Here is an 18383-nt window from a genome sequence, read left to right on the forward strand (position 1 = left end):
CACCGCCACAACGCACTCTCCACGCAACAGGCAGCCGCCCAACGCAACAGGCGTGCCATCAACCCGCCCGTGGCGCCCTCCCCCGATCAGATTGCCGGGGGTCTGGGGGCAGAGCCCCCAGGGGAAGCACTCAAGGCGACCCGCCAACGCAACAGGGGAACGCACCCCAACCGGCGCGTCAGCCCAACGGCCGAATCCCCCACCGAGCCCCCCAGGACTCCCCAGGAGAAACCCAAATCAAATCCACCCCAGAATTCAAGGCATCCGGCGGACAGGTCATGGGCTCAACAGCCACAGCCCGCCCCCGCCCAGGATAAGAATCGGGCGTATAAACCTGAACCCACCGAAACGCAGGATCAGCCCAAACCTCAACCCCACCGCTCTCAGCGACCAACGTGTGGTGGACCAGCCCGTCCACTCCAGGCTCACACCCCCCAAAGGGCGTGTCCAACCGAACCCCGTCCAACCCCCGACCACCACGGAAGTCGAACTCGGTCCCCTCCACCGGCACAGCCGCCCCAGAAGGCACCATCCGCTCAGCATCCAACGGCAGCACAGTGGTAGCGGCCAACGTCAAAGTGCAGGAATCGGTAGCAGCGTTCCCAGCCCGAGGATAGGGATGCATACCAACCCCGAAAGGCGTAGCAACGTCCCCAACGTTGGTAACCCCATGTGTGACGGTGAGCCCACGATCATCCAACGCATACGACACAGTGACGTCCAAAGCAGCAGGCCACCCGGCCTGGGGCTCGATCAAAACCCGCAGGGACACCAACGACCCGGTGTGCTCCAAGACTGTCCAGGCCCGACGCCGCACCAGCCCGTGGACCGCGTTCCCGCGAGCAGGCTCCGTGACCTCCAGCTGCTGAACAACCCCGTCCAGCACCCAGGACGCACCGGCGGTCCGGTTGGGCCAGGGCACCAGCACGGCCCCGGCGCTCATCGGGGGTTTCTCGTCTGCGCCGAACGTCTCGACGTACGGCACACCGTCCACCTCGAAAGACCGCAGCCCCGCGCCTACAGTCGTGATCACGGCGGTGGCACCCTCGTACGAGATCCCCAACATGAGGCTGAAGCCTACGGGGCCTGCGAAAGGATTTGCCCATGAAGGTTCATCACCTCAACTGCGCCACGTTCCGGCCTCCCCTGGTCGCGGGCGGGCTCGTGGCCCACTGCCTGCTGATCGAGACCGACCAGGGCCTGGTCCTGGTCGACACCGGCTTCGGCACGAACGAGGTGATCAACCCGAAGGCGACGATCGACGGCCTGAGCCGCAAGCTGCTCAAGCCGGTGCTCGACATCACCGAGACGGCGATCAGCCACGTCGAGAAGCGCGGTTACACGGCCGACGACGTGAGGCACGTCCTGCTGACCCACCTCGACCTCGACCACGCGGGCGGGCTGCGCGACTTCCCCAAGGCCACCGTGCACGTGCTCGACACCGAGCTGGAGGCCGCGACCAACGCGCGCAGCACCAAGGAGCGGGCGCGGTACCCGAAGGCGCAGAGGGACGGCGTCAAGTTCGAGACGCACAAGGCCGAGGGCGAGGACTGGTTCGGGTTCCAGGCGGTCAAGAACATCGCCGGCCTGCCGGAAGAGGTGCTGATGGTGCCGCTGATCGGCCACACCCGCGGCCACACGGGCATCGCGGTGAAGTCGGACGACGGCTGGCTGCTGCACGCCGGCGACGCGTACTTCTACCGCGGTGAGGTCGAGACGCCGCCGAGCAACATCTTCGCCCTCAAGCTCACCGCGAAGCAGACCGAGACGATCCGCGAGCAGCGTCTGTCCAATGTGGAACGCCTCAGGGAGCTCAAGGCGAGCGGCGAGGCCGAGGTGTTCTGCGCCCACGACCCGGTCGAGCTGGCGCGGCTGGCGTGACGTTCATCCGACAGATCCGCCTCGACCAGGCCGACGACACGCACCGCTACCCGTTCACGCTCCCGGTCGTCCGGCACCTGATCGAGCACCCGCTGGAACTGAGGTCCCCCATCACCTTCCTCGTCGGGGACAACGGCGCGGGCAAGTCCACGCTGGTCGAGGCGATCGCGGTGGCGGCCGGGTTCAACGCCGAGGGCGGCACCCAGTCGTTCAACTTCGCCACCAGGGCGACGGAGTCGTCGCTCGGCGACTACCTGGTCCTCAGCCGGGGCACGAGGAAACCCAGGACCGGGTTCTTCCTGCGCGCCGAGTCGTTCTACAACGTCGCCACCGAGATCGACCGGATCGGCGGGGGGATCCACGCGTCGTACGGCGGGAAGTCGTTGCACGAGCGGTCGCACGGCGAGAGCTTCATCGACCTGATGAACCACAGGTTCGGCAGCAGGGGCCTCTACGTCCTCGACGAACCCGAGGCCGCACTGTCGGTCAAAGGCTGCCTGACGGTCTTGAGGCGCATGCACGAACTCGTGGAAGAGGGTTCGCAGTTCATCATCGCAACACACTCGCCGATCCTGCTCGCGGCACCGAACTCCACGATCTTCGAGATCACCGACACGATCGACGAAGTCCCCTACGACACAGCGGAACCGGTCCGGCTCACCCGCAACTTCCTGGGCGAACCGGACCGGTTCCTGAAGCACCTGCTGGACTAGAACTACTTCCTGAGGTTCTCCGGGTGGATCTCCACCTTGCCGTGCAGCACGCGGTTGATGCCCCAGAGCACCAGACCGGCGAGCAGCAGGTAGCCCGCAATCACGTAGTCGCCCGCCGGGCGACCGGACGTCCACGGGATCGCGAGGTACGCACACGTGATCGCGCCGAGCACGGGCGCCCACGTGGGTGCGCGGAAGTGCTTGTGCTCAGACGGTTCCTTGCGCAGCACGAGACACGCGACGTTGACGATGGTGAAGACGATCAGCAGCAGCAACGACGTCGTGCCGCCGAGCTTGCCGATGTCGGCGGTCGACACCAGGATCACCGCGACGCCGGTCGTGAAGACGATCGAGATCCACGGCGTGCGGCGGAACGGGTGCACGACACCGAAGAACTTCGGGATGATCTTCTCGTTCGCCATGCCGTACAGCAACCGCGACGCCATCAGCATGTTGATCAGGGCCGAGTTGATGACGGCGAGCAGACCGATCAACGCGAAGATCCACAGCGGGAAGCCCGGCGCGCCGACGGTGACGACCTTCAGCAACGCGCCGCTGCTCGCCTTCGCGAGCTCGTCGGACGGGATCAGCAGCGACGACGTGATCGCGACGAGCACGTAGATCAGGGCCGCGATGCCCATGCCCCACAGCATCGCGCGGGGGAAGATCTTGACCGGGTTGCGGCACTCCTCCGCCATGTTCACCGAGTCCTCGAAACCGACCATCGCGAAGAACGCGAGCGCCGTGGCCGAGGTGACCGCGAGCATCACGTTGCTGCCCGACGGCACGTTGATCTCGGTGAGCCTGCCGGGGTCGCCGTCGCCGTTGATGACGGCCCACGCGCCGATCAGGATGATGATCACCAGACCGGACAGCTCGATGCAGGTCAGCACCACGTTGGTCTTGACCGACTCGGACACGCCGCGGAAGTTGATCAGAGCGAGGCCGGCGATGAAGACGATCGCGATACCGGTGATGACCAAGGACTCCGGGCTCAGCGCGACGTCGAAGAACTCGATGAGCAGCTGCCGCAGGTACGTGCGGCCGAAGGCGAGCGCGGCCGACGAGGCCGACGTGATGCCGGAGCACATGACCGCGAACGCGACCATGAACGTCAGGAAGTGGATCTTGAACGCTCTGTTCGTGTACAACGCGGCGCCGGCGGCCTTGGGGAACTTGCCGACGAGCTCGAGGTAGCTGAACGCGGTCAGGAATGCCACCACGAACGCGAGCAGGAAGGGCAGCCAGAGCGCGCCGCCGATCTTGCCTGCCACGTTGCCGGTGAGGGCGTAGATGCCGGTGCCGAGGATGTCGCCGACGACGAAGAACAGCAGCAGCTTCGGGCCGATTGCCCGATGTAGCTCTGGTTGCTCCGTTTGTGGAGTCGCTTCAGCCATGCCCGAAGATTCTGCCCGTTGTGCCTGCCCACCAGCACGAACGGACGCCTACCTCACCCATTTGATGTAACAATTGCCCGATGAGACTCGCGGCGACCGCGATCATCGCCGCTCTGGCGCTGACCGCCTGCTCCTCCTCCGAACCCGCGAGCGACACCAAGTCCCAGCACCGCGACGTGCAGAGCCTGGTGGCCGCGGTGACCAAGACCGCCGGCGAGAAGGGGTCCTACCGCTTCTCCATCACGCCACCGCCGACCGGAGGCGGAGTCCGGGCGCCGGCGAGCGGCAGCGTGCGGCTGGGCGGCGAGGTCCCGAGCATGGACGCGACCACCCAGCGTCCCGTGCAGACCGGCGGCGAGGCGGTCGACCTCCGGCTGGTGTCGACCAGGAAGGACATCGCGTTCGTGAAGCTGCCCGCCGCGGTGTTCGGCCTGCCTGCCGACAAGCCGTGGGTGGAGCTGGACCGCAAGGTCGACGACGACTTCACGACGACGTTGCTCGGCTTCCACGACGTCGTCTACCAGCAGGCCGCCTTCACGACCTACCACCTGCCGGTGATCCAGGCCGGTGGCGAGCTCAGGCTGACCGCGCAGGTCGGCGGCAACACCCGGTACTCGATCGCCGTCGACTACAAGAAGGCATACGACAACCTCACCGATGAGGGCCTGAAGGCCGAGGTCAAGCTCGCACTGGACCAGAAGGTCGCCGGTTCGACCGGTGAGGTCGAACTGGACGGCAGCGGCCTGCCGATCCGCATCACCTTCTACACCGAGTTCCAGGGCGCGCAGATCGTCGACGAGGCCCGTTTCTCGGACTGGGGCTCCGATGTGGAGATCGCCGAGCCGAACCCGGCGGAGATCAGCTCGCGGAAGTGAAGCGGTAGCGCCAGATCGCCGGCAGCACCGCCACCATCGCGACGGACGCCACGACGACCAGCAGGCCACCGACCGACACCGCCGCGGCCGTGCCGAACGCCGCGCCACCCGTGCCGTGCAGCAGGTCCGCGATGCGCGGCCCGCCGGCCACGACCACGATGAAGACGCCCTGCATCCGTCCGCGCATCTCGTCCGTCGCGGCGGACTGCAGGATCGCGCCGCGGAACGCCATCGACACCATGTCCGCCGCACCCGCGAGCGCCAGGAACCCCGCCGCGACCCACAGCGAACCTGCGAGACCGAAGCCCATGATCGCGAGGCCCCAGCCGACGACGGCCAGTGTCAGCGCGACGCCGTGCCTGCTGACGTTGGAGATCCAGCCGGACGTCAGGCCGCAGATCACCGCACCGACGGGGATCGCCGCGAACAGCACGCCCAGCGCGAACCCACCGCCGGCCGGGTCGCCGAACGTGTGCTGGGCCATCTCCGGGAACAGCGCCCGCGGCATGCCGAACACCATCGCGATGATGTCCAGCAGCATGCTCGCCATCAGCACCTTCTGCGCCCACAGGTATGTGAACCCGGCCAGCACGTCCTTGAGGCCGGCGCGCCTGATCACGCCGTCGAGCGGGGGCATCGAGGGCAGCTTCCACACCGCGTAGACCGTGGCGGTGAGCGCGATCGCGTCCACCAGGTAGAGCGTCGAGAGCCCGACGACCGGCATGAACGCGCCGGCGAGCAACGGCCCGAGCACCGCGCCGAACTGCATGACCGTCGAGCCCAGCGCACCGGCCGAAGGCAACAGCTCCGCCGGCACCAGCCGGGCGATGGAGGCCTGCCGCGCCGGAGCGTTGGCCGCGAAGAACACCTGCTGCAGGCCGAGCAACCCGATCACCAGCCACACCGAGCCGACGTTCATCGCCGCCTGCGCCCACAGCAGCACCGACGAGAGCGCGATGCCGATGTTCGTGACGAGCAGCAGCTTGCGACGGTCGACGGTGTCGGCGATGGCGCCGCCCCACAGCCCGAACACGAGCAGGGGCACCAGCGCCACACCGGCGGCGATGCCGACCCACGCCGAAGACCCGGTGAGGTCGTAGACCTGCTTGGGCACGGCAACGGCGGTGAGCTGGGAGCCCACCGCCGTGATGATCGTGGAGATCCACAGCCGGCGATACGCGACGATCTTCAACGGTCGCGTGTCGATCACGAACGTAGAGCGCGCGCTTCTCCCCACAGTGGCCACTTGGTTAGCCTATGACAACTAACAAGCCCTTCACGTGGAGGTGTCACCAACACCACTCGTCAAAGGCGGACGGGGTACACCGGCTCCGGCACCTTCGGGCTGATCCGCCCCTCGACGAAGATCCCGTGCCAGATCATGAAGCAGAGCACGCTCCACAGCTGCCGGCTGCGGTCGAACTGCTCGGACTTGTGCTCGGCGAGCAGGCCCATGACCGCGTTCTTGTCGAGCAGGTGCCCGGTCTGCGAGTCGTTGATGATCCCGCGCGCCCAGTCGTACATCTCGGCCCGCAGCCAGTGCCGGATCGGCACCGGGAACCCGAGCTTGGGCCGGTTGAGCACGTGCGCCGGAATGATCTTCGCCAACGCCCTGCGCAGCGCGTACTTGGTCGTGCCCTCGGTGAGCTTCTGGTCGAGCGGCACCTCGGCCGCGACCCGGAACACCTCGGGGTCGAGGAACGGCACGCGCAGCTCGATGGAGTTCGCCATCGTCACCTTGTCGGCCTTGACCAGGATGTCGCCGCGCAACCACGTGAAGAGGTCGATGTGCTGCATCCGCGCCACCGGGTCCCACGCCTCGGACTCGCGGTACCAGGGCGCCGTGACGTCCTGGAAGCCGATGCCCTCGACATAACCGGGGAACACGGCACGCACCTGTGCGTCACTGAAGTTGCGAGCGTTCCCGTAGTACCGCTCCTCGAGCTTGAGCGCCCCACGCCGAAGCAGGTCCTTACCGCGAACACCCTCCGGAATGGACTTCGACACAGCGCCCATCAACTTGCGAACGCCGCCCGGCACCTTCTCGAAGGGCGACAAGGACAGCGGCTCGTGGTAGATCACGTACCCGCCGAACAACTCGTCCGCACCCTCACCAGAAAGCACGGCCTTGACGTACTTACGAGCCTCCCGCGCGATGTAGTACAACGGCACCAACGCCGGGTCCGCCACCGGGTCGTCGAGGTACCAGATGATGAGCGGCAGCTCCTCCATCATCTCGTCCGCAGACACGGTCCGAACGACGTGCCGCACACCGATGGCCGCCGCAGTCTCGGCAGCAACGTCCACCTCCGAGTACCCCTGGCGATCAAAACCGCTGGTGAACGCGATGAGGTTGGGGTTGTGCTGCTTTGCCAGCGTCGCAGTAGCCGTGGAGTCGATACCGCCGGACAAAAACGCACCGACCGTGACGTCCGGGTCGGAGATCATGTGCTTGGCCACCGAGTCACGCATGACGTCGGCGATGCGCTCGTACAGCGCCTCAGCCTCATGCGCCCCGTTCACCGGCCGCGGCGAGAACACGGGCTTGAAGTACCGGTTGAACAGCACCTGCCCACCAGGCGACACCTTGAACGACGTCCCGGACTCGACCCGCCGAACAGCCTTGTGCAACGACTCGGGCTCAGGCACGTACTGCAACACCAGGTAGTGCTGCAACGCAGTCTGATCAAGCTCCTGGCTGATCCCCAGAACCCCCGTGAGCTGCAACAAGCTCTTCTTCTCAGACGAGAACGCGACCCCACCGGGCCCAGCGGCCCAGTACAGGGGCTTGATCCCGAACGGATCCCGGGCGCCGAAGACCACCCGCTCCTCAGCGTCCCAGATCATGAACGCGAACATGCCGCGCAACATCTTGACCCAGTCAGCACCGAGGTAGTGATAACCAGCGACGATGGCCTCACCATCACCGTTGGTCTTGAAGTTCGCCCCGAACTTCCGCATGAGCTCGGCCCGGAGCTCCTTGTAGTTGTAGATCTCGCCGTTGAAGTTCAACGTGTACCGCGTCGGGTTCTCCGGCGGCCCCCACACAAGCGGCTGGTGGGAGTGCTCCAGGTCGATGAACGCGAGCCGGTTGAACCCGTAGACGACCTCGGCATCAGCCCAGGTGTCCTGCTCGTCGGGCCCACGGTGCCGCTGGCAGCGCAGTGCTGCGGCCACAGAGGCACGCGCGGAAACCGCAGCGGCTTCGGTGGAACAGATGAGTCCGAGCACTCCGCACACGTGAAATCGCACCTCGTAGTTCGCTGTAGCAGAAATCCCAGTATGCCGAAGCGAACTTCGGACATCCCCGCCAGCCTGAGGACGCCTGACCCACCGCTCAGGTTCACCCGAAGCCGAAGGCGAGCCACAGCCCACACGCGATGCCGCAGGCGAGCCGTCCTTACCGAACGGGCCCGGCGGTGGTTCCCGTCACGAGTCGCGCCATAGCTCTTGCTGCACCTGAGGGGTGAGGTCAAGTCGACACGCTTTTCGTCGACTTGACCTCACCCCTCAGGTGTGGCCCGCTCTTGGTGCGGCTCGTGACGGGAACCACCGCCAAACGCACTCTCCAAGCAACCGGCGGCCGCCCAAAGCAACAGGCGTGCCATCTACCCGCCCGTGGCGTGGACCCCCGATCAGATTGCCGGGGGTCTGGGGGCAGAGCCCCCAGGAAAACGCACGCAACCGCAAGCTCGCCGCCCGCAAGGTGACCGCCCGCCCGGTCAGCGGAACAGCAAAAGGGGCGCCTCCCGCCCACAGGAGACACCCCATCCGCAAAAGCTCAAACTCCAACGGCGACCTACGGAGCAACCCGCTCCAACGACCACCCATCCCGCCCATCCCGGAACCGCAGCCGATCATGCATCCGATCCCGCCGCCCCTGCCAGAACTCGACCTCCTCAGGCCGAATCCGCCACCCACCCCAATGCGGCGGCACAGGAATCTTCTCGGTATCGGCAAACTGCCGCTCGATCTTGTGCAGCGCGGATTCCAAAGTAGACCGCCCACCGACCACCCGGGACTGAGGCGAAGCCCAAGCCCCGATCTGCGACCCACGGGGCCGGGAGTTCCAGTACTCGGCGGTCTCCACCGGCCCGACCTTCTCCACTACCCCACGAACATGGGCCTGCCGCTGCATCGCGAACCACGGGAAGGTGGCCGACGCGTAGCGAGTAGCCATCAGGTCATGCGACTTGTTGGACGTGTAGTTGGTGAAGAACACCAACCCGCGAGCATCAAGCCCCTTCGCCAGCACGGTCCGCGACGAAGGCCGGCCCTTGACGTCGGTGGTCGCGAGCACCATCGCGTTCGGCTCGGGAAGCCCGGCGTTGGTCGCTTCGTCGAGCCACAACTGGAGCTGTTCGTGCCAGGTGGCGGCAAGCTCCGACTCGCTGAGCGAGCCCTGCTCGTAGGACACGCGCATCGCCGGTAGTGCGATGTTCGTGGTCTCCGTCATCGGCGAACCTCCAAGCGGCGGCAGAACTCGTGGTCCCTGGACCCGCGACCATACGCACGGGCGCCCGATCCCGAAACCGCCTGCGCGGTGATGACCACCACCTGAACGGTGACTGTCCGTGCAAAGAACAGTTCTGGATCGAATTCGTGATCGAGTCAGATGGAATCGAGCACACGTGTGACGGTGACCACGTCATCACCCAGTGCGGTGGCAAGGCTTCCGCCTGCTGCCAACGGAACGACGCTCCACCACTCCGCGCCGTCCGTTCCGCGCTCCACCGAGTCCAGCACCACCTCGGTGCCGACGACCCTCCTGCCCGCCAGGCCGGCGGCCGAAGCGTCGACCAGGGGATCGCCCACGACCAGTTGCTGGTGCAACAACGGCTTGCCGCAACGGGTTGCGCGCATCGAGGACGTCACCGTGCCCGGCTTCTCCCCCGCACGACCCAGCACGAGAACCTCACGAGTTCGCAACTGTGCGTGACCGTCCAATTCGGCCTCCACCACGGAAGTGTGGTTCGCACGGCTCGTCACGACGGTCGGCTCGGGCAGGTAGCGAACAGAGCCCTCGACCAGGAACCGGACCGAGGACGAGGACTCCTCACCGGACGAACCTGGCAACAACAGTGTCGCCGCAACACCTCGAAGCTCGAGCGAGGCTCCAGGACCGACTTCGACGGTCAAGGACAACGAATCGCCGCCCAGGGGTGCCGTCACCGAGGAAACCAGGTGCACCAAAGCAAGCGGACCCACGCGCCGGTGCGGCACCAATGTCAACGGTGTCATCGACCGCAGGACCCGCACGACGCTGTTGCCGTGCGAGTCCAGCGTGACGACCAGCCGCGCCGAGGCCTTCACAGGACCGCCCTCACAGAACCGCCTTCACAGCTGGGCCAGCACCCACTTCGCCACCTCGGGCGCGTCCGGCGTCTCGACCAGCGACTGGGCGATGACGGGCAGCTCCCCGCGCATCCGGTGCGCGTCGGAGATCATCACGTCCAGGTCCGCGCCCACGAACGGCGCCAGGTCGGTCTTGTTGATGACCAGCAGGTCCGCGGTCGTGACCCCGGGACCACCCTTGCGCGGCACCTTGTCCCCGCCGGCCACGTCCACGACGAAGATCTGCGCGTCGACCAGCCCGCGCGAGAACACCGCCGTCAGGTTGTCCCCGCCGCTCTCGATGATCACCAGGTCCAGGCCGGAGTACCGGTGCTCCAGCCGCTCCACCGCGTCGAGGTTCGCGGTGATGTCGTCCCGGATGGCCGTGTGCGGGCAACATCCCGTCTGCACCGCCTCGATCCGCGCCGGGTCGAGCACCCCTGCCCGGCGCAGGAAGTCCGCGTCCTCGGTCGTGTAGATGTCGTTGGTGACGACCGCGAGCTCCAGCTGGGAGCCCAGCGCACGGCACAGCGCCGCGGTCAGCGCGGTCTTGCCGCTGCCGACCGGGCCGCCGATGCCGATGCGCGGTGCGGCTCCGTGGTGGTGATCATGCGGGTCGGGCCCGTGGTTAGCTCCCAAAGAGACGCACCCCTTCACGTCGTACATGGGCCTCGGCCAGGAGATCCAAGGCAGGCGAACCCAGCGCGGGCAGTTCCTTGCACGCCCGCGAAGCAACGTCTTCCACAGCGAGCGAGGCCACGATCGCGTTGACCCCGAACGGATCGAGCCCGAGCAACCGGACAGCAGCCGACGCCGGTCCGCTCACCGCAAGATAAGCGCAGGTCAGAGCAGCTTCGAAGGCATCGTCGACCAACACTCCGATCACCAGCGGCTGGTGCGGGTCGCGAGGCAACGCCTCCAGCCGGGCGGACGGCCAGGCCCGGCGAGCCGCACGCAGCATGCCCCGCCCCTGCGCCCGCGAAGCCGCACGCTGGGCAGGCGAAGGCGTGCGGGCGTCCAGCTCCGCGTCCAGCACGTCCAGGTCCTCGCCACGGGCCGCCGCCGCGGCGAACCCGGCCGCGAGCAACCCGGCACCGAGCAACCGGCCGTGCAGGAACGCCCGCAGCGACGGCTCGTCGTGCACCAGCCCGCGCGCGGCGGCCTCCTCCAGCCCACCGGAGTGCACGTGGCCGCCGCCGGGGAAGCGGGAGTCGGCGAGGATCAGCGCGGTCAGCATCAGAACAGGAAGTACCGTTGGGCCATCGGCAGCTCCGCGACCGGCGAGGGCACGACCAGGTCCCCGTCGACGTGCACGGCGAAGCTGTCCGGATCGACCCGGACGTCCGGCATCGCGTCGTTGTGCACCATGTCGGCCTTGGTCACCGAGCGCGTCGAGGCCACCGGCAGCACCCTCCGCGCGTACCGGTCGCCGACACCGGCCTCGATCGCCGACGGCGCGACGAAGAACACCGACGAGGCAGCACCGGCCGTCGCACCGAACATCGGCCGCGCCCACACCGGCTGCGGTGTCGGGATCGAGGCGTTCGCGTCGCCCATCGCACCCCACGCGATGAACCCGCCCTTCAGCACCACCGAGGGCCGCACGCCGAAGAACTTGGGCTCCCACAGCACCAGGTCGGCCAGCTTGCCGGGCTCGACCGACCCCACCTCGTCGGCGATCCCGTGCGCGATAGCCGGATTGATCGTGTACTTGGCGACGTAGCGCTGCGCCCGCAGGTTCGAGTCCATGGAACGGCGCGACGACATCACGTGCGCGGTCTGCCAGGTCCGGATGATCACCTCGCCGACGCGGCCCATCGCCTGCGAGTCGGACGAGATCATCGAGATCGCGCCCAGGTCGTGCAGCAGGTCCTCGGCCGCGATCGTGGTCGGCCTGATCCGCGACTCGGCGAACGCCAGGTCCTCCGGCACGGACGGGTTGAGGTGGTGGCACACCATCAGCATGTCGAGGTGTTCTTCGAGCGTGTTGACGGTGTGCGGGCGCGTCGGGTTCGTCGACGACGGCAGCACGTTCGGCAGCGACACCACGCGGATGATGTCCGGCGCGTGCCCGCCACCGGCGCCCTCGGAGTGGTAGGCGTTGATCGACCGGCCACCGATGGCGTCCACAGTGGACTCCAGGAACCCGGCCTCGTTCAGCGTGTCCGTGTGGATCGCGACCTGGACGCCGGACTCGTCCGCGATGCGCAGGCAGGCGTCGATCGCGGCGGGCGTCGTGCCCCAGTCCTCGTGCAGCTTGAACCCGCCCGCGCCGCCGGCGAGCTGCTCGCGCAGGCCCTCCTCGGAGACCGTGTTCCCCTTGCCCAGCAACAGTACGTTGACCGGCATGTGGTCCATCGACGTCAGCATGCGGTCGAGGTACCAGGCTCCGGGCGTGACGGTCGTGGCCTTCGTGCCCTCCGCCGGGCCGGTGCCGCCGCCGATCAGCGTCGTCAGCCCGGACGCCAGCGCCTCGTCCACGATCTGCGGGCAGATGAAGTGCACGTGGCAGTCGATGCCGCCCGCGGTGAGGATCTTCCCGTTGCCGGACAGGATCTCCGTCGACGGGCCGATCACCAGCGCCGGGTGCACGCCGTCCATCGTGTCCGGGTTGCCCGCCTTGCCGATCGCGACGATCCGGCCGTCTCGCACGCCGACGTCCGCCTTGACGACACCCCAGTGGTCGAGGACCACCGCACCGGTGATGACCAGGTCCGGAGCACCCTCGGCGCGGGTCGCGACGCCCTGTCCCATCGACTCGCGGACCACCTTGCCGCCGCCGAAGATCACCTCGTCGCCCGAGCCCGCACCACGCGAGCGGTCCTCGGTGACCTCGATGAACAGGTCCGTGTCGGCGAGCCGGATCCGGTCCCCGGCCGTCGGCCCGAGCAGCTCGGCATAACGCTCGCGGTCGATCATCGCTGCAACCCCCGGACGATCCTCAAGCCTGCCAGCGGAACCAGCGTGACCTCGCGCTCGACACCGGGCTCGAACCGCACGGCAGTCCCCGCCGGGATGTCGAGCCGGTAGCCGAACGCGGCCTCCCGGTCGAAGGACAGCCCCGTGTTGACCGAGGCGAAGTGGAAGTGCGACCCGACCTGGACGGGCCGGTCGGCGACGTTCACGACGACCATCGTCACGCGCGGCCGGCCGGGGTTGAGCTCGACGGGCTCGGAGCCGACGACCACCTCACCCGGCGCCGGACCGGCCGAGGGCGCGATCGGGTGGTGCACGGTGACGAGCTTCGTGCCGTCCGGGAACGTCGCCTCCGCCTGCACCGAGTCGATCATCTCCGGCACGCCGCGCATGACCTGTTCCGGCGCGAGCACCGTCCGCCCGCTCTCCATGAGCTCGCTGACCGTGCGACCGTCCCGCGCGCCCTCGAGCACGTGGTCGGTGATCAACGCGACCGCCTCGGGGTAGTTGAGCAGCACTCCGCGTTCGAGTCTCCGCCGCGCCACGTCGGCAGCGACGTGCACGAGGAGCTTGTCCCGTTCATGCGGCGTCAGATGCACTCCGCCGTTCTAACACGCGAAAGCGCGCTATCGCGGAGTGGAAACACGGCCGAAACACGACCGCGTGTCCACCGACCGGTTGACAGCCGGGGTCAGCGGTGCGGTCGTCCCGCCGGACACCCTCCAAAACGCAGGATTTGTCCCATGAACGCGATCCGAGTGAGGGGCCTGAAGAAGGCCTACAAGGGCCACCAGGCGGTGGCGGGGGTGGATCTCGACGTCGCCCGCGGTGAGGTGTTCGCCGTGCTCGGCCCGAACGGTGCGGGCAAGACCACGAGCGTCGAGATCCTGGAGGGTCACCGCGACCGCGACGCCGGCGAGGTCAGCGTGCTCGGCGCCGACCCGGCCGAGGCGGGCAGGGAGTGGCGCGCGAAGCTCGGGATCGTCCTGCAGAGCGCGACCGACGCCGCGAACCTCACGGTCCGCGAAGCCGTGCACCACTACGCCAAGTACTACGCGAACCCGCGTGACCCGGAAGAGGTCATCGACCTCGTCGGGCTCACCGAGAAGGCCAAGTCCCGCGGCGGCACGCTCTCCGGTGGCCAGCGGCGCCGCCTGGACGTGGCGCTCGGCATCATCGGCCGCCCGGAGCTGATGTTCCTGGACGAGCCGACCACCGGCTTCGACCCCGAGGCACGCCGCCAGTTCTGGAACCTGATCAAGCGGCTGGCCACCGAGGGCACCACGATCCTGCTGACCACGCACTACCTCGACGAGGCGGAAGCGCTCGCGGACCGCGTGGCGGTGCTCGCGGGCGGCCGGGTCGTCGCCGAGGGCACGCCGCAGACGCTCGGCGGCCGGGCACACGCCGACGCGACCGTGCGCTGGCTGTCCGACCGGGGCTACCAGGAGATCCGCACCTCCGAGCCCGCCAAGACGATCGCCGAGCTGTCGAGGCACGGCGAGCTCGCCGAACTCACCGTCACCCGCCCGTCGCTGGAAGACGTCTACCTGGAGCTGATCGCGTGACCACCGCAACGTTGCCCGGAACCCTGTCGCTCGGTCTCTCGAGGGGTGCGACCGAGCTGCGGGAGTTCTTCCGGCAGAGGGAGAACCTCATCTTCACGGTCTCGTTGCCCGCGCTGCTGATGCTGCTGCTGGGCACCGTGTACGTGAAGGAACCCGCCGCCGCGCAGATGTTCGCGGCCAGCATGATCGGCGCCGGCATCATCTCGACGTCGTTCGTCGGACTCGGCATGAGCGTCGTGGCCGACCGCGAGGACGGCACGCTGAAGCGCCTGCGCGGCACACCGATGCCGTTCACGTCCTACTTCATCGGCAAGATCATCTTGGTCTTCGTGTCCAGCCTCTTCGAGGCCGTGCTGCTGCTGGTCGTCGGCATCCTGCGGTTCGACGTCGAACTGCCGGCCAGCGCGGAGAAGTGGTTCACGTTCGCCTGGGTCTTCGTCCTCGGTGTGATCTCGTGCTCGCTGATCGGCGTCGCGCTGAGCTCGATCGCGAAGTCCACCCGCAGCGCGGCGGGCGTGCTGAACCTGCCGTACATCGTGCTGCAGTTCCTCAGCGGTGTGTTCATCATGCAGATGGCGCTGCCCGAGTCGCTGCGCACGGTGGGTTCGTTCTTCCCGCTCAAGTGGGTGTGTCAGGGTTTCCGCTCGGTGTTCGCACTGAACGACGACTACGCGGTCATGGAGGCGGCGGGATCATGGGAGCTGGGCAAGATCGCGCTGGTGCTGGGGGCGTGGACGATCGTGGGCCTGGTTCTCGTCAGCAGGACTTTCAAGTGGAGCAACACCAGTCGCTGATCACCTGGTACGTGCTCTTCGCGATCACCCAGGCCACCGCGCTCGTGCTGATCCTGATCGACAACAACACCCTCGCCGACCGGCTGTCGGCGGCGGGGTTGTTGTCCCTGAACGGCGTGTGGTTCCTGCTCTACGGCAAGAAGCTGGTCAACCGCGCTGACGACGACTGGCGCGGCTTGGTCTACGCGGCCGGTTCGCTCGCCACGTTCGCCCCGGCGGTGTGGTTCAGCGGCAACGCGACCTTTGCCCTGTTCGGCCTGGTCCCGCAGATCTACATGGTGCTGCCGGTCGCGTGGGCGTTCTGGCCGATGGCGCTGTTCGTGTTCACGCCGCAGATCCTGACCTGGGCCGCCGGTGCCGTGCCCGCACTGCCCTGGCCGGCCGCGCTGCTGATCATCGCGTTCTCCCAGGCGTTCGGCTGGGCGATCAGCCGCATGTCCGAGCAGAGCAGGCAACGCGCCGAGCTGCTCAACCGGATCGAAGCGCTCACCATCGAGGCCGAACGGGCCCGCTGGGCAGGCGAGATCCACGACACGCTCGCGCAGGGCTTCACGTCGATCATCACGCTGCTGCAGGGCGCGCAGCCGAACGTCGAGCTGGCGTTGCGGACCGCGCGGGAGAACCTGCGCGAGGCACGGGCCCTGGTCGCGTCCAACGCACCGTCGCCTTTGGACGGTTCGTCGCTGGAGGAGGCGTTGCGGCGGCTGGTGAACGGCGTGGAGCTGGAGTCCTCCTTCCGGGTCATCGGCGATCCGGTGGGGCTGCAGACCTCGGCCGAGGTGGTGCTGCTGCGGACCGTCCAGGAGGCGCTGACCAACGTGGCCAGGCACTCCGGGGCGTCGCGGGTCGACGTCGTGATGAGGTTCGACGAGGACGGTGTCTCGCTGGAGGTGCGCGACGACGGCCGCGGGTTCGGCGACGCGCCGGAGGGCTTCGGCCTGCGGGGCATGCGCGCACGGCTGGAACAGGTGGGTGGGACGCTCTCGCTGTCCTCGGACGAGGGAGCGTCAGTGCTGGTGGAGGTACCGCTGTGATCAGGATCCTGCTGGTGGACGACCACCCGGTGGTGCGCCAGGGCTTGAAGGGCATGCTCGTCGCGGACGACCTGGAGGTCGTCGGCGATGCCGGTTCGGGCCAGGAAGGCATTGAGAAGGCCGCGCTGCTGAAGCCGGACGTCGTGCTGATGGACCTGCGGATGCCCGAGATGGACGGTGTGGCCGCGACCGCGAAGATCGTCGGGACCGGGCCGCGCGTCCTGGTGCTCACCACGTACGAGACGGATTCGGACATCCTTCGCGCGGTCGAGGCCGGCGCGTCCGGGTACCTGCTCAAGGACTCGACGACCGAGGACCTCATCGCCGCCATCCGGGCGGCGTCGCGCGGCGAGACCGTGCTGGCGCCGTCGATGGTCGCGAAGGTCGTCGGGCAGGTCCGCACCCCGCCTCTATCAGCGCGCGAGGCGGAGGTGCTGAAGTTGGTCGCCAAGGGGATGTCCAACGTCGAGATCGGCCGGACGCTGTTCATCTCGGAGGCGACCGTGAAGACGCATCTGCTGCGGGTGTTCAACAAGCTGGGCGTCTCGGACCGCACGGCCGCGGTCACCACAGCCCTGGATCGAGGCATGTTGCAGTGACGCAGGACACCCGGTTGACACCTCCCGGCTACCCTCCTGCAACACTGTGAACTCCGGCAACGGCGCCGGTCAGGTCCCTGAAGCTCGTCAATCGCCCCGGAGGCGTGACCACATGACCCAGACCGCCGATCCGACCTCGTTGGTGCTTCCCGCCGAGCTCAAGCCGTCTGACGGCCGCTTCGGCTGTGGACCGTCCAAGGTGCGTCCCGAGGCCGTCGCGGCCCTCGCTTCCGAGGGTGCGGCGCTGCTCGGCACGTCCCACCGGCAGAAGCCCGTCAAGAACCTCGTCGGCCGCGTCCGCTCCGGACTGCGCGACCTGTTCCAGCTGCCCGACGGCTACGAGGTCGTGCTCGGCAACGGTGGCACCACGGCGTTCTGGGACGCGGCGTCGTTCGGACTGGTCCGCGAGACCGCGCAGCACTTCACCAACGGTGAGTTCTCCTCCAAGTTCGCGAAGGTCACGCAGACCGCGCCGTTCCTGAAGGACTCGCTGGTCACCAAGGCCGAGCCGGGCACCTCCCCCGAGCTCTTCTACGCCGAGGGCGCCGACCTGGTCGGCTGGGCGCAGAACGAGACCTCGACCGGTGTCGCGATGCCCGTCACGCGCATCGAGGGCTCCGGCGACGCGCTGATCGCGATCGACGCGACGTCCGGCGCCGGCGGCCTGCCGGTCAAGGCCGAGGACTTCGACGTCTACTACTTCGCGCCGCAGAAGTCGTTCGCCTCGGACGGCGGCCTGTGGCTCGCGCTGATGTCGCCGGCCGCTCTCGCCCGCGTCGAGGAGCTCAAGGACCGCTGGGTGCCGGAGTTCCTGTCGCTGCCGACCGCGCTCGACAACTCCACCAAGGACCAGACGTACAACACGCCGTCGGTCGCCACGCTCTTCCTGCTGGCGCACCAGATCGACTGGATCAACGGCAACGGTGGCCTCGACTGGTCCGTCGCGCGCACGAAGGACAGCAGCGACCGCCTGTACTCCTGGGCCGAGAAGACCGCGTACACCACGCCGTACGTCGAGAAGGCCGCTGACCGCTCGCAGGTCGTCGGCACGATCAACTTCTCCGACGAGGTCGACGCCGCCGTCGTGGCGAAGGTGCTGCGCGCCAACGGCATCGTGGACGTCGAGCCGTACCGCAAGCTCGGCAAGAACCAGCTGCGCGTCGCGATGTTCCCGGCCATCGAGCCGAACGACGTCACGATCCTGACCGAGGCGATCGACTGGGTCGTCGGCCAGCTCTGAAGTTCCTGAAGTAGCAGCCTGGGGTGCACCGA

18 protein-coding genes are annotated in these 18383 nt (G+C 67.8%); 8 read left to right on the forward strand and 10 right to left on the reverse strand.

The annotated features are described in order from the left end of the window. Positions 1 to 178 precede the first annotated feature (178 nt). Complete coding sequence (locus tag DFR72_RS15915; protein WP_090065412.1) at positions 179 to 1066, reverse strand: aldose 1-epimerase family protein; 888 nt, start codon at positions 1064 to 1066, stop codon at positions 179 to 181. 38 nt (positions 1067 to 1104) lie between these two features. Between DFR72_RS15915 and DFR72_RS15920 the strand changes: the two genes are divergently transcribed. Together DFR72_RS15920 and DFR72_RS15925 are read left to right on the forward strand one after the other, a co-directional pair. Next, positions 1105 to 1881, forward strand: a complete 777-nt coding sequence (locus DFR72_RS15920) for an MBL fold metallo-hydrolase (protein WP_090065411.1) — start codon at positions 1105 to 1107, stop codon at positions 1879 to 1881. Beyond that, complete coding sequence (locus DFR72_RS15925; RefSeq protein ID WP_090065410.1) at positions 1878 to 2594, forward strand: AAA family ATPase; 717 nt, start codon at positions 1878 to 1880, stop codon at positions 2592 to 2594. The genes DFR72_RS15920 and DFR72_RS15925 overlap by 4 nt, the downstream gene beginning before the upstream one ends. Before the next feature lie 2 nt (positions 2595 to 2596). On the opposite strand, the gene DFR72_RS15930 is transcribed toward DFR72_RS15925, so the two are convergent. Further along, positions 2597 to 3991, reverse strand: a complete 1395-nt coding sequence (locus tag DFR72_RS15930; protein ID WP_090065409.1) for an APC family permease — start codon at positions 3989 to 3991, stop codon at positions 2597 to 2599. Positions 3992 to 4071: 80 nt separating this feature from the next. Between DFR72_RS15930 and DFR72_RS15935 the strand changes: the two genes are divergently transcribed. Then, complete coding sequence (locus DFR72_RS15935; protein ID WP_090065408.1) at positions 4072 to 4866, forward strand: hypothetical protein; 795 nt, start codon at positions 4072 to 4074, stop codon at positions 4864 to 4866. On the opposite strand, the gene DFR72_RS15940 is transcribed toward DFR72_RS15935, so the two are convergent. The 8 genes from DFR72_RS15940 to DFR72_RS15975 all read right to left on the reverse strand — a co-directional run bounded on the left by DFR72_RS15940 (position 4850) and on the right by DFR72_RS15975 (position 13715). Continuing rightward, positions 4850 to 6076 (reverse strand): MFS transporter, encoded by a 1227-nt coding sequence (locus tag DFR72_RS15940; protein WP_245983011.1) that lies wholly within the window; start codon positions 6074 to 6076, stop codon positions 4850 to 4852. The genes DFR72_RS15935 and DFR72_RS15940 overlap by 17 nt on opposite strands. A 95-nt stretch (positions 6077 to 6171) precedes the next feature. Further along, a complete protein-coding gene (gene asnB, locus DFR72_RS15945; RefSeq protein ID WP_090065407.1) occupies positions 6172 to 8106 on the reverse strand; it encodes an asparagine synthase (glutamine-hydrolyzing) in 1935 nt (644 codons plus the stop codon). A gap of 559 nt (positions 8107 to 8665) precedes the next feature. Next, positions 8666 to 9322 (reverse strand): pyridoxamine 5'-phosphate oxidase, encoded by a 657-nt coding sequence (gene pdxH, locus DFR72_RS15950; RefSeq protein WP_090065406.1) that lies wholly within the window; start codon positions 9320 to 9322, stop codon positions 8666 to 8668. A 155-nt stretch (positions 9323 to 9477) separates the two neighbouring features. Then, positions 9478 to 10179: an urease accessory protein UreD gene (locus DFR72_RS15955; RefSeq protein ID WP_211335437.1), complete on the reverse strand. Its 702-nt coding sequence runs from the start codon at positions 10177 to 10179 to the stop codon at positions 9478 to 9480. Between the two features lie 24 nt (positions 10180 to 10203). Further along, a complete protein-coding gene (gene ureG / locus DFR72_RS15960) occupies positions 10204 to 10839 on the reverse strand; it encodes an urease accessory protein UreG (RefSeq protein ID WP_342768649.1) in 636 nt (211 codons plus the stop codon). After that, positions 10829 to 11440 carry an urease accessory protein UreF gene (locus DFR72_RS15965; RefSeq protein WP_170176293.1) on the reverse strand — a complete coding sequence of 204 codons (612 nt, stop codon included), beginning with the start codon at positions 11438 to 11440 and terminating at the stop codon, positions 10829 to 10831. Before DFR72_RS15965 ends, ureG begins: the two co-directional genes overlap by 11 nt. Continuing rightward, positions 11437 to 13119, reverse strand: a complete 1683-nt coding sequence (locus tag DFR72_RS15970; protein ID WP_090065403.1) for an urease subunit alpha — start codon at positions 13117 to 13119, stop codon at positions 11437 to 11439. The genes DFR72_RS15965 and DFR72_RS15970 overlap by 4 nt, the downstream gene beginning before the upstream one ends. Then, a complete protein-coding gene (locus DFR72_RS15975; protein WP_090065402.1) occupies positions 13116 to 13715 on the reverse strand; it encodes an urease subunit gamma in 600 nt (199 codons plus the stop codon). The genes DFR72_RS15970 and DFR72_RS15975 overlap by 4 nt, the downstream gene beginning before the upstream one ends. 144 nt (positions 13716 to 13859) lie before the next feature. Here DFR72_RS15975 and DFR72_RS15980 point away from each other — a divergent pair, with 144 nt between their 5' ends. From DFR72_RS15980 to serC, 5 genes are all read left to right on the forward strand, one after another. Continuing rightward, positions 13860 to 14684 (forward strand): ABC transporter ATP-binding protein, encoded by an 825-nt coding sequence (locus DFR72_RS15980; protein ID WP_090065401.1) that lies wholly within the window; start codon positions 13860 to 13862, stop codon positions 14682 to 14684. Continuing rightward, the gene (locus DFR72_RS15985; protein WP_090065400.1) at positions 14681 to 15478 is read left to right on the forward strand and encodes an ABC transporter permease; all 798 of its coding nucleotides are present in this window, start codon (positions 14681 to 14683) and stop codon (positions 15476 to 15478) included. The genes DFR72_RS15980 and DFR72_RS15985 overlap by 4 nt, the downstream gene beginning before the upstream one ends. Then, complete coding sequence (locus DFR72_RS15990; protein ID WP_114773686.1) at positions 15457 to 16512, forward strand: sensor histidine kinase; 1056 nt, start codon at positions 15457 to 15459, stop codon at positions 16510 to 16512. The genes DFR72_RS15985 and DFR72_RS15990 overlap by 22 nt, the downstream gene beginning before the upstream one ends. Then, the gene (locus tag DFR72_RS15995; RefSeq protein WP_090065398.1) at positions 16509 to 17111 is read left to right on the forward strand and encodes a response regulator; all 603 of its coding nucleotides are present in this window, start codon (positions 16509 to 16511) and stop codon (positions 17109 to 17111) included. Before DFR72_RS15990 ends, DFR72_RS15995 begins: the two co-directional genes overlap by 4 nt. A 112-nt stretch (positions 17112 to 17223) precedes the next feature. Next, positions 17224 to 18351: a phosphoserine transaminase gene (serC, locus tag DFR72_RS16000; protein ID WP_090065397.1), complete on the forward strand. Its 1128-nt coding sequence runs from the start codon at positions 17224 to 17226 to the stop codon at positions 18349 to 18351. The last annotated feature ends 32 nt before the right edge of the window (positions 18352 to 18383 follow it).

Origin of the sequence: Lentzea flaviverrucosa, assembly GCF_003350445.1 — a bacterium.
Classification (GTDB): Bacteria; Actinomycetota; Actinomycetes; order Mycobacteriales; family Pseudonocardiaceae; genus Lentzea; species Lentzea californiensis.

Coding starts and splice junctions, on each gene's coding strand:
- serC (WP_090065397.1), top strand. CDS start 17,224: ATGACCCAGACCGCCGATCCGACCTCGTTGGTGCTTCCCGCCGAGCTC.
- pdxH (WP_090065406.1), bottom strand. CDS start 9,322: ATGACGGAGACCACGAACATCGCACTACCGGCGATGCGCGTGTCCTAC.
- DFR72_RS15915 (WP_090065412.1), bottom strand. CDS start 1,066: ATGTTGGGGATCTCGTACGAGGGTGCCACCGCCGTGATCACGACTGTA.
- DFR72_RS15930 (WP_090065409.1), bottom strand. CDS start 3,991: ATGGCTGAAGCGACTCCACAAACGGAGCAACCAGAGCTACATCGGGCA.
- DFR72_RS15970 (WP_090065403.1), bottom strand. CDS start 13,119: ATGATCGACCGCGAGCGTTATGCCGAGCTGCTCGGGCCGACGGCCGGG.
- DFR72_RS15935 (WP_090065408.1), top strand. CDS start 4,072: ATGAGACTCGCGGCGACCGCGATCATCGCCGCTCTGGCGCTGACCGCC.
- DFR72_RS15920 (WP_090065411.1), top strand. CDS start 1,105: ATGAAGGTTCATCACCTCAACTGCGCCACGTTCCGGCCTCCCCTGGTC.
- DFR72_RS15980 (WP_090065401.1), top strand. CDS start 13,860: ATGAACGCGATCCGAGTGAGGGGCCTGAAGAAGGCCTACAAGGGCCAC.